The organism is Salipiger marinus (genome assembly GCF_900100085.1).
GTDB lineage: Bacteria > Pseudomonadota > Alphaproteobacteria > Rhodobacterales > Rhodobacteraceae > Salipiger > Salipiger marinus.
Window position 1 is genome coordinate 64817 of the sequence record NZ_FNEJ01000020.1, and the last position, 13988, is coordinate 78804.

Here is a 13988-nt window from a genome sequence, read left to right on the forward strand (position 1 = left end):
AATCGTCGTAGCCGGCCAATTCGCTAATCCCGGGAGCATGAAACCTGCCTCCCGGTTTACTCAACCACAACGATGCGGTCCAGTTGCCAAATACTGCGGGAGTAGATGACTTCCGACTGGTAGCTGGCGTTCAGGTCGTAGGGGTAGACCACCCAGAGCGGGCCCTTGTCGCGGACGGGCATTTCCTCGCCGTCGTTGAGATAGGCAAGAATGGGGCCGTCCTGCACCCAGTCCTCGCGCGGGATGTCCACCGCGTAATCGTTGATCGCCGTGGCCTTCATCGAACTGCCCGTGGCGCCCACGGCCTCCATCAGCTCCGACAGCGGCACGCCGGTGAAGGTCTGCGGCCCCTCTGTCCAGATGGTCGAGGTGGTGAAGGTCACCGTCTCCATGCTTTCCAGCATTGCCCGGTCAAAAACCGCAGCTTCGTCTTGATTTGTCACGGAAATTTCTCCCGTGACGGTCAGCAGCGGCTCACCTTCCGGCATGGGCAGGGCCTCCTGCGCGGCCACGGGTGGCGCCACCAGCAGAACCAGCGTCGTGAACACGGTCAGGAAAGGGCGGGCAAGGAGGGACATGGTTTCGGATCCTCTGGGGCTTATTGTCTTTTCGCACAGAACCGTTATTCAGTGTTATAGGTGCAAAGGGACTGTATCCTACCCGAACGGATAGGCACCGCACCTAAAGACCTTGGCAGAACACCATCTTCCTGTCTTGTTCCGCCCCTCTCCACAACGTGGCCCCGGGGTTGCAAAGATCGAACCAGCGCCGGTCGCTGTCTTCCCTGCCGCAAGGATTAACCATAAAATGACCGCATTTGCCTGTTCTGAAAAGAATGTCGTTTACCTTTGACGACCCAGTGATTCGTCCAGTAGGTGCAAGGAGAGTAGTAAATGAATGTTCAGCGGGACGTGCAGGCCATGCAAAAAAACTCCGGCGCAATGCGCGTCCTGATCGCGGACGACCACGATCTGCTGCGCGACACCCTGGAGGTTTTTCTGGAAGGTGAGGGAAATTTCGAGACGGTGACCGTCGCCACCTTCGCCGAGGCCGAAAATCTGTGCCTGCGCGGCGACCGGTTCGATCTGGTGCTGCTCGACTATTCCATGCCCGGCATGAACGGGCTCGAAGGTCTGAAGCGGATGCTGGATCTGAACGGCGAACGCCGCGTCGCCATCATCTCCGGCACCGCCAACCGCGAAATCGCCGAACAGGCGCTGGCGGCGGGCGCCGCAGGCTTCCTGCCCAAGACGCTGTCGGGCAAGTCGCTGGTCAATGCCGTGCGCTTCATGGCCATGGGCGAACAATACGCCCCGCTCGATTTCATGCGCGCCGAGGACGAGGCCGCCAGCAACCCGCTGGCCGAACGCCTGTCGCGCCGCGAGCTTGAGGTGCTGGAAGGCCTGACGCTGGGCAAGTCCAACAAGGAAATCGCCCGCGATCTGGATCTGCGCGAACCCACCGTCAAGCTGCACGTCAAGACGCTCTATCGCAAGATCGGCGCCTCGAACCGCACGCAGGCGGCGATGATCGCCAAGGAGGCCGGGCTGTTCTGAGCCCGCGCCGCCTCAGCGCAGCAGCGGCCCGCGGCGCAGCCGCAGCCGCGCGCGGCGCTCCTGCGGCAGATGCCGGTTCAGCCTGCGGTTGACGATCCCGAAGACCCCCACGATGGCCAGCGTCAGCAGGATGAAATATCCCGCAAGGATCGGATAGGGCACGAAGGGGTTGAAGGTCTTGTCGGCGAAATAGCTGGCATAATACAGCGCGTCGCCGCGCTGCTGCCATGCCGGAAAGCCGGAAAAGAACACCAGCGTCGTGGCGTGGAACAGAAAGATCGCCTCGTTGGTATAGGCGGGCCAGGACAGCCGCAGCAGCGTCGGCCAGATGATGCGCCGGAACCGCGGCCAGCCCGACAGCCCATAGGCATCCGCCGCCTCCACCTCGCCCTTGGGCACCGACATCAGCGCGCCATAGAAGATCTCGCCCGAATAGGCAGCGGTGTTGAAAAACAGCACCAGCGCCGCCCCCAGCCATGCCGAACTGAACGGGTCAAAGACCGGCGACACGCCCTTCAGGCTGAGGAACAGGAAATAGGCAAAGAAGAACTGGATGAACAGCGGCGATCCCCGGAACAGGAAGATCACCCATTCCGCCAGCTTGCGCAGCACGCGCACCTTCGACGCCTTGCCCAGCGCCAGCGCCGTGGCCAGAAAAAACCCGCTCACCAGACTGATCAGGCCGAAATAGATGTTCCACAGCATCCCCGACCCGATCAGCACGACCTGCTGGCACAGCGTGAAATTGTCGCGCGGCAGCAGCCGCTCGCCAATCCCCAGCGACCGCAGCCCGTAATCGGCAATCGTCTCCCAGCAGCTCACGCCCGCCCCTTCTTCTTGGTAAAAATATCCCGGGGGACTCGCCCGCAGGGCGAGGGGGGCAGAGCCCCCTGCCCGCGCGGGCCGCTCACGCGCTTCCCCCCTGCGCCGCACCGCCCAAGGTCGCCTGTCCGCGCGCCAGACGGCGGGTCAGCCGCGCCAGCACCACCTCGGACAGCCGGGTGAAGGCCAGATAGAACACCAGCAGCGCACCGAAATACCACACCCGCCAGTCGGGATGCGGGTAATCGGTGAAGCGCGGCGTCTTGGCCCCGCCCAGTTCCCGCGCCCAGTAGACGATGTCCTCGACCCCCAGCAGGAACAGCAGCGGCGTCGCCTTGACCAGCACCATCCACAGGTTCGACAGGCCCGGCAGCGCATAGACCCACATTTGCGGCACAAGGATGCGCCGGAAGATCTGCCGCCGGGTCATGCCATAGGCCTCGGCGGTTTCCAGCTGCGCCCGCGGCACGGCCCGCATCGCGCCATAAAGCACATTGGCGGCAAAGGCGCCAAAGACGATGGCAAAGGTCAGCACCGCCACCGCGAAGCCATAGACGTCATGCACCCAGCCTGCCGCCGTCGACAGCGGCAGCTTCGCCTCGGCGCAGACCACAAAATCGCTGCCCTGCCAGACCGAGCCCTCCCAGTCCGGGCATTTCCATTCATGCCGGAGCCATTCCAGAAACTGGTCCAGCGCGATGACGAAGAACAGGAAAAACGCGATGTCCGGCACGCCACGCACGATCGCGATATAGCCGCGCCCGGCCCAGGCCAGCGGCGGCAGCGGCGACCGTGCCGCCACCGCACCGCCAAACCCGAACAGCAGCGCCGCAGGCGCGGTGATCGCCAGCAGCAGCAGCACCGTGCCCACCGAGACATAGATCGACAGATGCTTGCCCGTGGTCAGGTAGCAGGACAGCCAGCTCAGGCCGGACAGGGTCTCGGGATCGGTGCAGAAGGCGAACATGGGTCAGCACGCGCGGCACGGAGGGCGCAGCCGCCCTCCGTGCCACATCTCTCAGAACGTGGCGCCGATCTGCCATTCCTCAAGCAGCGCGTTCAGCGACCCGTCATCCTTCATGGACTGGATGGCCGCATCAAACGCCGCCCGCAGCTCGGCATCGCTTTCGCGCAGCCCCATGCCGATGCCGCCGCCGATCAGTTCCTCGCGGTCGAGCATGACCAGATCGCCGCCCTCTTCGGCCACCGGCATCAGGAAGGACTTGTCGGCCAGCACCGCATCGGCCTCGCCATTGCGCACCGCCGCCACCGTCTCGTCGGGCGAGGCGAATTCCACCAGCGTGGCGCCGCTCTGGGCCACAAAATTCGCCTGAATCGTGCCGGTCTGCGCCGCGATCACCGCCGCTTCCAGATCAATCTCCTCGTTGCCCGCCATCACCAGATAGGCGGAGGGATCGGGCTGGGTGTAATTCTGGGTGAAATCGATGACCTCGTCCCGCTCCGGCGTGATCGACATGCCCGCCATGATGGCATCGTAGTTGCCGGACACGAGGTTCGGGATGATCGAATCCCAGTCATTGGTGACCCAGGTGCAGGTCAGTTCCGCCCGCGCGCAAAGCTCGTCGCCCAGCACCCGCTCGAACCCGGCCACTTCGCCCGCGTCATCGATGAAGTTGTACGGAGGATAGGCGCCCTCGGTGCCAAGCCGCACCACATCCTGCGCCAGCGCCGCCCCGGCGCCTGCAACCACGATGGCCGTCCCGAGAAGAATCGTTTTCATCTGTCTTGCTCCCTGTCTTGTCTGTTTGGTCGTCATCTCTGCTGGCGCGCGGTCGGCGCCGCACGCGCCATCCCGTCATGCGGGCATGGTGGACCGCAGAAACCCCTGCAGCCGCGCGGACTGCGGCGCGTCGAACAGCCGGTCCGGCGCGCCCTCTTCCTCGATCAGGCCCTGATGCAGAAAGATCACCTGATCGCTGACATCGCGGGCCATCTTCATGTCATGGGTCACGAGAATCATGGTGCGCCCCTCCTCCGCCAGATCGCGGATGACGCGCACCACCTCCTGCTCCAGTTCCGGATCCAGCGCCGAGGTCGGCTCGTCAAACAGCAGCGCCTCGGGCTCCATGCACAGCGCACGGGCGATGGCGGCGCGCTGCTGCTGCCCGCCGGACAGCTGCCCGGGCCAGGCATCGGCCTTGTCGCCAATGCCGACCTTGTCGAGATAACCCCGCGCCGCCGCCTCCACCTCGTCGCGCGGGCGGCCCAGCACGGTCAGCGGCGCCTCCATCACGTTCTGCAGGATGGTCATATGCGCCCACAGGTTGAACTGCTGGAACACCATGGACAGCGTCGTGCGGATGCGCAGCACCTGTTTCGGATCGGCGGGGCGGCGCGCCGCGCCCTGCCCCGACCAGCGTACCGGCTCGCCCTTGAACAGGATCTCGCCCTGCTGGCTGTCTTCCAGCAGGTTGCAGCAGCGCAGCAGCGTGGACTTTCCCGATCCCGAGGATCCGATCAGCGACACCACGTCGCCCCGTCGCGCGGTGACCGACACGCCCTTCAGCACCTCAAGCGGGCCATAGGACTTGTGCAGGTTGCGAATCTCGATGACGGCGTCGGCGGGGGTCAAACCTTACCTCTGGCTGCGATGAAGATCAGGCAGGATGGGGCGCCCTGCGCGCGCTTGTCCATGCCAGAAACGACGCCAATTGCCAGCTTGGCGTAGCGTCAAGCAGAGCTGCCCGGCAAAAAGGCACCCCTCCGGCACCCGGCCCCTCAGCCCGCCCGTTCCACCCTCTGGCGGGCAAGCGCCGAATCGCGGTCGTTGATTCCCAGCAGATTCGCCACCAGCCGCAGCACCGCGTCTTCCTCGGCATCGCGGCTGCCATCGGCCAGCACGACCTGCCACAGCGCCTCGATCACGCCGATGCGGTCCTCATACCCCACGGCATCCTTGATCGCGCGGGTAAAGCGCACGGTGTCCGGCGCCTCGGCCTCCAGATCCTCCGCCGCGCGGCGCAGCGCCGTGGCCTCGAACGGCGACAGCGCATAGCGGGTGGAGAGAATGCGGTCGATGCGCGCCTGCTCCCCGTCATCATAGACCCCGTCAGCGCGCGCCACGCGCACAAGCAGGGCGGACAGCGCCAGCCGCGCATCCGCGTCGGGCAGGGGCTCGGGGTCGGGCTGGACCAGCCGCTTGAGAAAATCTGCAAACATGCACGGGATATAGCGCGCCTGTCCTCCCGCGCAAATGCCGCATCCGCCAAAAAGCGCCTGCCGTTTCCATTGGCTGCAAATATCCCGGGGGAGCCCGCCCATGGCGGGCGGGGGCAGAGCCCCCTGCCCCGGCTCAGCCCTCGCGCAGATCCCGGGTCAGGGCGCCCTGCGGCACGCCCAGCACGGCCTCGGCCAGGACCAGCGCTGCGGGATCGGCGGCCAGCACGTCGCAGAGGCACAGCGCCAGCGCCAGCCGGTCGCGATAGGCCACCGCCTCGCAGAGCAGCGCGGCAAAGATCGCGGTCTCGGGCGCCCAGACCGCCACCGCCTCGCAGGTGGCGCGCATCTCGGCGGCCTCTGCGGCGGTCAGGTCGTGGCGCCGCGCCAGCACCGCGTCGATCAGCGCCGCCTCGCCCAGAACATCGCGGTAGTCGCTGGCCGCCGCGCGCAGCAGCAGCGCCCCCAGCGCCACCGGCACGTCGCAGGGGTCAAGCGGCGAGGCCTCGGGCGCCGCCAGCCAGTATCTGAGTCCGCGCCCCAAAGCCCGCCTCAGCCCGAAGCCCCGCAGGGGTCCGGGAACGGACAGGACGGATGGGGCAGCAGCACGGCGCACATGCGGGGTCTCCTTCCGGTTGGACCTTCACTGTGCGGCAGGATGCGGCGCGGAGCAAGAATTGTAACAGCCCGGTCAGCCGGTGCGGCCCGGCCCCGCCAGCCAGCCGTCGATGCGCGCCATCTCCTCGGCCAGACCCCAGGGCGGATTGACCACGAAAAGGCCCGATCCCACCATGCGATGCCCCTCGCGCACCGGCGGAAAGCGGATCTCGTGGCGCAGCGCCTCCGGAAAGCTCTGCTCCAGCGCCTCCAGCATCGGCAGATGCAGGCCAGAGGTCAGCACCGGATACCACAGCGCCAGAATCCCGACGTTCCACGCCCGGTGGATCGCCGCCAGAAACCGCGGAATCTCGATATAATCCTGCTTCAGCTCATAGGGCGGATCGACCAGCATCAGCCCGCGGCGCGGCTCGGGCGGGCACAGGCTCTGCGCCAGCGCATAGCCGTCCTGCCGGTGGATGCGGATATTGTCGCCGCGCAGCGCCTGCACCAGCGCCGCATGTTCCTGCGGGTGAAGTTCCGCCAGATGCAGCCGGTCGCCGGGCCGCAGCAGCGTGGCGGCCAGCAGCGGCGAGCCGGGATAGGCGCGCGGGCCGTGCTGGGCGCGCACCGCCGCCAGCGCACGGCGATAGGGGTGATCCTCGGCCAGCGCCGCCTCGTGCAGCAGGATGCCCTGCGCCGCCTCGCCGGTTTTCAGCGCCTCTGCCGAGCCCAGATCGTAAAGCCCGCGCCCGGCATGGGTTTCGACATAGCTCAGCGGCTTGTCCTTGCGCAGCAGGTAGTCCAGCATCGCGGCCAGTGCCGCGTGCTTCTGCAGATCGGCCAGATTCCCGGCGTGAAAGGCGTGCTGATAGGAAAGCATGCGCCCGTGCTAGGCCGCGCCCGCGCCGCTGGCAAGCCCCCGCAGCGCTGCCCAAGCACCAAGCATTTGGCCCTTTGCGCCGCCAAAGCCGCCACCGCACCGCTTGTCAGACCGGATTTCCCCCGCTAGGCTACATTTGATCAAATTTCGGAAGTATCATGACCGACCCCAAAACCTGGCTGCGCAAGAACCCTCAGGTGCGCACCATCCGCGTGGCCGCGGCCGATCTGAACGGCCAGCCCCGCGGCAAGCGCGTTCCCGCCCGTTTCGCCCACAAGGTCGTCGAGGACGGCACCCGCTTTCCCTTTTCGGCGCTGAACCTCGACATCTGGGGCGAGGATATCGACGACAGCCCGCTGGTCTTCGAAAGCGGCGACCGCGACGGCGTGCTGCGCCCCACCGACCGCGGCTTCGTGCCGATGCCTTGGCTTGAAGGTCCGACCGCCCTGCTGCCGATCTGGATGTATCACGAAAACGGCAAGCCCTATGAGGGCGATCCGCGCCACGCGCTGGCGCTGGTGCTGAAGCGCTACAAGGCGCTTGGCCTGACGCCGGTGGTGGCTCTGGAGCTGGAGTTTTTCCTGATCGACGACAGCGGCAAGACGCTGCAGGTGCCGGTCAGCCCGCGATCCGGCAAGCGGCGCAAGGCAGCCGAAGTGCTGTCGATCCGCGCGCTTGACCAGTTCGACACCTTCTTCACCGATCTTTACGACGCCTGCGAGGAAATGGACATTCCCGCCGATACCGCAATCTCCGAAGCGGGTCTGGGGCAGTTCGAGATCAACCTCATGCATCAGGATGACGCGCTGCGCGCCGCCGATGACGCGTGGCTGTTCAAGATGCTGGTCAAGGGTCTGGCGCGGCGGCACGGCTTTGCCGCCTCCTTCATGGCCAAACCCTATGAGGATTATGCCGGTTCCGGCATGCACATGCATTTTTCCGTGCTGGACAGCGACGGGCGCAACATCTTTGACGATGGCGGGCCGCGCGGCACCGACGTGCTGCGCCATGCCATCGCGGGCTGCCTGTCGGCGATGCATGACAGCACGCTGGTCTTTGCGCCGCATCTCAATTCCTATGACCGGCTGATCCCGGAAAACCATGCCCCCTGCGGCATCTGCTGGGCCTATGAAAACCGCACCTCGGCGATCCGCGTGCCTTCGGGCAGTCCGGCGGCGCGGCGGATCGAACACCGCGTGGCGGGGGGCGACGTGAACCCCTATCTGCTGGTGGCGGCGATCCTTGGCGCGGCGCTGACCGGGATCGAGGATGCGCAGGAGCCGCCCGAGCCGATCAGCGGCAATGCCTATGCGCAGGATCTGCCCCGGATTCCGGCGGACTGGGGTGCGGCCATGGATGCGTTCGAACAAAGCGCCATCATGCCCCGCATCCTGCCCGAGGATCTGATCCGCAACCTCCTGCTGACCAAACGGCAGGAACTTTACTACATGTCCGAGCTGTCGCCGACCGAACAGGTGGAGATCTATCTGGATACGGTCTGAGCCCTTGCCGCCCCGGCGCGGCATGGGTAGGCTTGGACCATCAACCCTAATGATGTGATCCATGAAAATCGGCATTTTGCAGACCGGACTCGTGCCCGCAGATCTTGCGGCGCAGACCGGCGAGTATCCCGCATTCTTTGCCCGTCTGCTGGACGGGCACGGTTTTGACTTCCAGCCCTGGGCCGTGGTCCAGGGTGAATTCCCCGAAGGCCCCGAGGCGGCGGACGGCTGGCTGATCACCGGATCCCGCCACGGCGCCTATGAGGATCACCCGTGGATCCCGCCGCTGGAGCAGCTGATCCGCGACATCTACGCGGCGGGCCTGCCGCTGGTCGGCGTGTGTTTCGGCCATCAGATCATCGCGCAGGCGCTTGGCGGCAAGGTCGAGAAATTTCCCGGCGGCTGGTCGGTGGGGCCGACCCGCTATCAGTTCCCCGAAGGCGAGCGGGTGCTGAACGCGTGGCATCAGGATCAGGTGACCGCCCTGCCCCCCGGGGCGGAGGTGGTGGCCCATGCCCCCGGCTGCGCCATCGCCGCGCTGCATTATCCCGGCCATGCCTTCACCGTGCAGGCGCATCCCGAATTTGACGACGCCTTCACCCGCGCGCTGGCAGAAACCCGCGGCCCCGGCGTGGTGCCGCAGGACCGGCTGGATGCCGCCCGCGCGGCCTTTGGCACGCCGCTCGACAGCGGCGCGCTTGCCGATCAGTTTGCCCGTTTCTTCAAACAAAAGGCCTTGTCATGACCGCCGACTGGACTGCCAACCTGCCCCCCTCTGCGGTCAGCTACCTTGAGGGGCGGCGGCTGGACGAGGTGGAATGTATCATCGCCGATCTGCCCGGCATCGCGCGCGGCAAGGCCGTGCCCGCGTCGAAATTCGCCCGGCAGAGCTATTTCCACCTGCCGGAATCGATCTTTTACCAGACCATCACCGGCGACTGGGGCGAGGCCGCCGACGAGGAGGTGGGCTTTATCGAACGGGACATGATCCTGAAGCCCGACATGTCCACCGCCACCGCCGCGCCATGGACCGCCGACTGGACGCTGCAGGTGATCCATGACGCCTATGACCGCAAGGGCGAGCCCATTCCCTATGCGCCGCGCAACGTGCTGAAGCGGGTGGTCAAGCTTTACGAGGATCAGGGCTGGCAGCCGGTGGTGGCGCCGGAGATGGAATTCTTCCTTGTGGCGCGCAATCTGGATCCGGCCAAGGAGATCGAGCCGATGATGGGCCGCTCGGGGCGTCCCGCCGCCGCGCGTCAGGCCTATTCCATGACCGCCGTCGACGAATTCGGCCCGGTGATCGACGACATCTACGATTTTGCCGAGGCGCAGGGCTTCGAGATCGACGGCATCACGCAGGAAGGCGGCGCGGGGCAGCTGGAGATCAACCTGCTGCATGGCGATCCGGTGCGGCTGGCCGACGAGATCTTCTATTTCAAGCGGCTGATCCGCGAGGCGGCGCTGCGCCACAACTGTTTTGCCACCTTCATGGCGAAACCCATCGCCAGCGAGCCGGGATCGGCCATGCATATCCATCATTCGGTGATGGACCGCGACACCGGCCGCAACATCTTTGCCGGGCCTGCGGGCGGCGAGACCGACGCCTTCTTCCATTTCATCGGCGGGCTGCAGACCCATCTGCCCGCCGCCATCGCGGTGCTGGCGCCTTATGTGAACAGCTACCGCCGCTATGTGCGCGACAGTGCGGCCCCCATCAATCTGGAATGGGGCCGCGACAACCGCACCACCGGCATCCGCATCCCGCTGTCCTCGCCCGAGGCGCGGCGGGTGGAAAACCGGCTGGCGGGCATGGACTGCAACCCCTATCTCGGCATCGCCGCCTCGCTGGCCTGCGGCTATCTGGGGCTGATGGAGGAACGCCGTCCCTCCAAGCAGTTCCGGGGCGACGCCTATGAGGGCGAGGGCGACATCCCGCGCGTGCTGGGACAGGCGCTGGACGTGTTCGAGGCCTCGCCCGCGCTGCATCAGGTGCTGGGCAAGGAATTTGCGCGGGTCTATTCCATCGTGAAGCGGCTGGAATACGAGGAGTTTCTGGCCGTCATCAGCCCGTGGGAGCGCGAGCACCTGCTGCTGAACGTCTGAGACGGTCGCAGAGGCCGGGGGCGCTGCCCCCGGACCCCCGGGATATTTTGACCAAGAAGAAGGACAAGGGCCGCCATGGACCTGCTGTTTTCCAACGACCGGCGCGGCGCCTATCCGCCAAGCTGGTATGCGGCGACCGCGGAACCGCTGGCGCCATTTGCCGCGCTGTCGGGAAAGACGCGCGCCGATGTCTGCATCGTGGGCGCGGGCTATACCGGCCTGTCGGCGGCGCTGCATCTGGCCGAAGCCGGGCTTGACGTGGTGCTGCTGGAGGCGCATCGCGTCGGGTTTGGCGCCTCGGGGCGCAATGGCGGGCAGCTGGGATCGGGGCAGCGGCAGGATCAGCTGACCCTTGAGAAGATGGTGGGCGAAGGCCCGGCGCGCTATCTGTGGGATCTGGGCGAGGAGGCCAAGACGCTGGTGCGCGACCTGATCGCCCGGCATGGCATCGACTGCCATCTGCGCGACGGCGTGGCATGGTGCGGATCCCATGCCTCCGAGGTGGCGCATCTGCATGACTATGCCCGGCATATGAGCGACAGCTACGGCTATGACATCGAGCGGCTGGACCGCGAGGCGTTTCATGCGCTCTGCCCCTCGCCCGATTATCGCGGCGGCGTGCTGGACATGGGCGCCGCCCATCTGCATCCGCTGCGCTTTGCGCTGGGACTGGCCCGCGCGGCGGCGGGGGCTGGCGCGCGCATTCACGAGGGCAGCCCCGTGGTGGAGCTGACCGAAGGCGCACCCTCGCTGGTGCGCACCGAGGCGGGGGTGGTGCGGGCAGATCACGTCATCCTTGCCGCCAATGGCTATCTGGGCCGACTGGACCGGCGCGTGGCGGCGCGGGTCATGCCCATCAACAATTTCATCGTGGCGACCGAGCCCTTGGGGCCGCGCACGCGCGAGGTGCTGACCCGCGACGTGGCGGTGGCCGATTCGAAATTCGTGGTGAATTACTTCCGGCTCAGCGAGGACGGGCGGCTGCTGTTCGGTGGCGGCGAAAGCTATGGCTACCGTTTTCCGCAGGATATCGGCGCGCTGGTGAAAAAGCCGATGCTGGAGATCTTTCCGCATCTGAAGGATGTGCGGCTGGATTACGCTTGGGGCGGGACGCTGGCCATCACCATGAAGCGCCTGCCCTATCTGGCGCGGCTGGGGCCAAGCCTGCTGAGCGCCTCGGGCTATTCCGGCCATGGCGTCGGCACCGCCGTCCATGCCGGGCGGCTGCTGGCGGAAGCGGTGCGCGGGCAGTCGGCGGGATTCGATGCCATGGCGGCCCTGCCGGTTCCGGCCTTTCCCGGCGGCAGCGCGCTGCGCACGCCGCTGCTGACGCTGGCGATGAGCTGGTACGCGCTGCGTGACCGGCTGGGGATCTGAGCGCGTCCGCGCCGACCCAAGCAACCGGGCCGATTTCACTTGGCTGTTACAGAGCCGGTGTTTAAGATTTCCCGAAGAACCAATTCGGGAAAGTCAAAATGAGCAGCCTGCCCAACATGCACGACGCCGAACCCATCCCCGAGGCGGCGCGGGCCGAGATCGACCGCCTGCTGGCCTCCGGGGATCTGTTCCGCTACACCGCGCCGCAGGATGCGCCGGTGGCGCTGCTGGAGCGGGAATTCGCGGCCCTTCTGGGGGTGAAATACGCGCTGGCGGTGTCGAGCTGTTCCGCCGCGCTGTTTTTGTCGCTGAAGGCGCTTGGCCTGCCGCGCGACGCGCGGGTGATGATCCCCGGCTTCACCTTCGCCGCCGTGCCTTCGGCGGTGATCCATGCCGACTGCGTGCCGGTGCTCTGCGAAGTGGGCATGAATTACCGCATCGACATGGCGGATTTCGAGGCGAAGCTTGACGGCGTGCAGGCGGTGATCATCAGCCACATGCGCGGGCATACCTCGGACATGGACGCCATTCTTGCGCTGTGCGAGGCGCGCGGCCTGCCGGTGGTCGAGGATGCGGCGCATTCGCTGGGCACGGTCTGGGGCGGGCGCAAGATCGGCACGCTGGGCCGGGTCGGCTGTTTCAGCTTCCAGTCCTACAAGCTGGTGAACGCGGGCGAAGGCGGCATCCTTGTCACCGATGACGCCGATCTGGTGGCCCGCGCGGTGATCCTGTCGGGCGCCTATGAGCACAACTGGCGCAAGCACATGGCGCCGGGCGACAATTCCGCAGCGCTGGAGGAGGCTTTCGCCCGCTGGCAGAACCGGCTGCCGCTTTACAACATGCGGCTGTCGAACCTGTCGGCGGCGGTGATCCGTCCGCAGCTGCCGCTGGTGGCGCAGCGGGTCATGGACGGGCGGCGCAACCACGATCACGTGGCCGAGGCGCTGTCCCGCAGCCCGGGGATCGACGTGCCCGCCAAGCTGCCCCCCGAAGAGCGCGCGCCCGACTCGCTGCAGTTCAACCTTGTGGGCATGGATGCGGCGGAACGGCACGCCTTTCTGGCGGCCGCCGCGGCGGGGGGCGTCAAGGTGCAGCTCTTTGGCCTGTCCACCGACAATGCCCGCGCCTACTGGAACTGGGAATTCCTGCCGGAGATGCCGGAACTGCCCGCCACCCGCGCCATGCTGGAAGTGGCCTGCGACACCCGCCTGCCCGCCCGGCTGACGCTGGCGGACTGTGACGCGGTGGCACGGGTTCTGGTAGAGGCGGCGGAGCAGGTGATGGGGCAGCAGCGCGCCTACGGCACCTGAGCCCAGGGCAAGGCGCGGGGGCAGAAGGCGCCGCCGCGCCGCCCGGTTACTTGTTCAGCTTCGACAGCTTGGCCTGCAGTTCTGCCAGCTGTTTCTTGATCGCGTCCAGATCCTCTTCGGGCTCTGGCTGTTCCGGGGCCGACCAGCCCTTGCTCATATTGCCGGTCATGGCCTTCAGAAAGGCCTCCTGCTGGGCCTGCATCGCCTCCAGACCCGGGATCTTGGGCATCATCGGGTTGATCTGCGTCATGCTTTCCGCCCATTTCGACTGGCTCTCGCGGAACATGTCGAAGCTCGCGGCCAGAAACTGTGGCACGCTGGAGGTGGCATGGGTGGTGTAGCTGCGCACCAGATCGGTCAGCACGTTGATGGGCAGCACCGATTCGCCGCGGCTTTCATGTTCGGCCACGATCTGCAGCAGATATTGCCGGGTCAGATCATCGCCGGATTTCAGGTCGATGATCTGCACCTCGCGCCCCTCGCGGATGAAGCCCGCGATGTCCTCCAGCGTCACGTAGTCGCTGGTTTCGGTGTTGTAGAGCCGCCGGCTGGCATAACGCTTGATCAGCAACGGTTTTCCCATGTCGGCCATGTCAGCGCCTCCCCTCATGCGTTGCAGAAAAGCCTATGCGAGCGCAGAATAAAAGGAAAGCACTAG

15 protein-coding genes are annotated in these 13988 nt (G+C 66.3%); 6 read left to right on the forward strand and 9 right to left on the reverse strand.

Annotated elements, in window-relative coordinates:
- Positions 1 to 56: 56 nt before the first annotated feature.
- A complete protein-coding gene (locus BLR51_RS19525; protein WP_110506218.1) occupies positions 57 to 578 on the reverse strand; it encodes a putative pterin-binding protein in 522 nt (173 codons plus the stop codon).
- A 363-nt stretch (positions 579 to 941) separates the two neighbouring features.
- Between BLR51_RS19525 and BLR51_RS19530 the strand changes: the two genes are divergently transcribed.
- Positions 942 to 1556: a response regulator transcription factor gene (locus BLR51_RS19530; RefSeq protein WP_089850203.1), complete on the forward strand. Its 615-nt coding sequence runs from the start codon at positions 942 to 944 to the stop codon at positions 1554 to 1556.
- Between the two features lie 12 nt (positions 1557 to 1568).
- On the opposite strand, the gene BLR51_RS19535 is transcribed toward BLR51_RS19530, so the two are convergent.
- The 7 genes from BLR51_RS19535 to BLR51_RS19565 form a co-directional block, all read right to left on the reverse strand.
- Positions 1569 to 2378, reverse strand: a complete 810-nt coding sequence (locus tag BLR51_RS19535; protein ID WP_089850131.1) for an ABC transporter permease — start codon at positions 2376 to 2378, stop codon at positions 1569 to 1571.
- 85 nt (positions 2379 to 2463) lie between these two features.
- Positions 2464 to 3345, reverse strand: a complete 882-nt coding sequence (locus BLR51_RS19540; protein ID WP_089850133.1) for an ABC transporter permease — start codon at positions 3343 to 3345, stop codon at positions 2464 to 2466.
- 51 nt (positions 3346 to 3396) lie between these two features.
- The gene (locus BLR51_RS19545) at positions 3397 to 4119 is read right to left on the reverse strand and encodes a transporter substrate-binding domain-containing protein (protein ID WP_089850135.1); all 723 of its coding nucleotides are present in this window, start codon (positions 4117 to 4119) and stop codon (positions 3397 to 3399) included.
- Between the two features lie 75 nt (positions 4120 to 4194).
- Complete coding sequence (locus BLR51_RS19550; RefSeq protein ID WP_089850136.1) at positions 4195 to 4971, reverse strand: ABC transporter ATP-binding protein; 777 nt, start codon at positions 4969 to 4971, stop codon at positions 4195 to 4197.
- 146 nt (positions 4972 to 5117) lie between these two features.
- On the reverse strand, positions 5118 to 5558 hold the full coding sequence (locus BLR51_RS19555) for a tellurite resistance TerB family protein (protein ID WP_089850138.1): 441 nt from the start codon (positions 5556 to 5558) through the stop codon (positions 5118 to 5120).
- Between the two features lie 133 nt (positions 5559 to 5691).
- Positions 5692 to 6099 (reverse strand): tellurite resistance TerB family protein, encoded by a 408-nt coding sequence (locus BLR51_RS19560; RefSeq protein WP_089850140.1) that lies wholly within the window; start codon positions 6097 to 6099, stop codon positions 5692 to 5694.
- Positions 6100 to 6246: 147 nt separating this feature from the next.
- Complete coding sequence (locus BLR51_RS19565) at positions 6247 to 7035, reverse strand: 23S rRNA (adenine(2030)-N(6))-methyltransferase RlmJ (protein ID WP_089850142.1); 789 nt, start codon at positions 7033 to 7035, stop codon at positions 6247 to 6249.
- A 158-nt stretch (positions 7036 to 7193) separates the two neighbouring features.
- Here BLR51_RS19565 and BLR51_RS19570 point away from each other — a divergent pair, with 158 nt between their 5' ends.
- The 5 genes from BLR51_RS19570 (at position 7194) to BLR51_RS19590 (ending at position 13330) form a co-directional block, all read left to right on the forward strand.
- Positions 7194 to 8537: a glutamine synthetase family protein gene (locus tag BLR51_RS19570; RefSeq protein ID WP_089850143.1), complete on the forward strand. Its 1344-nt coding sequence runs from the start codon at positions 7194 to 7196 to the stop codon at positions 8535 to 8537.
- Between the two features lie 61 nt (positions 8538 to 8598).
- Positions 8599 to 9282, forward strand: coding sequence for a type 1 glutamine amidotransferase (locus BLR51_RS19575; RefSeq protein ID WP_089850145.1), 684 nt, complete (start codon positions 8599 to 8601; stop codon positions 9280 to 9282).
- On the forward strand, positions 9279 to 10643 hold the full coding sequence (locus BLR51_RS19580; protein WP_089850147.1) for a glutamine synthetase family protein: 1365 nt from the start codon (positions 9279 to 9281) through the stop codon (positions 10641 to 10643). Before BLR51_RS19575 ends, BLR51_RS19580 begins: the two co-directional genes overlap by 4 nt.
- Before the next feature lie 75 nt (positions 10644 to 10718).
- Positions 10719 to 12020: an NAD(P)/FAD-dependent oxidoreductase gene (locus tag BLR51_RS19585; protein ID WP_089850149.1), complete on the forward strand. Its 1302-nt coding sequence runs from the start codon at positions 10719 to 10721 to the stop codon at positions 12018 to 12020.
- 98 nt (positions 12021 to 12118) lie between these two features.
- Complete coding sequence (locus BLR51_RS19590) at positions 12119 to 13330, forward strand: DegT/DnrJ/EryC1/StrS family aminotransferase (protein ID WP_089850151.1); 1212 nt, start codon at positions 12119 to 12121, stop codon at positions 13328 to 13330.
- A 46-nt stretch (positions 13331 to 13376) separates the two neighbouring features.
- Here BLR51_RS19590 and phaR read toward each other — a convergent pair whose 3' ends face one another.
- Positions 13377 to 13922 (reverse strand): polyhydroxyalkanoate synthesis repressor PhaR, encoded by a 546-nt coding sequence (gene phaR / locus BLR51_RS19595; protein WP_089850153.1) that lies wholly within the window; start codon positions 13920 to 13922, stop codon positions 13377 to 13379.
- Positions 13923 to 13988 lie beyond the last annotated feature (66 nt).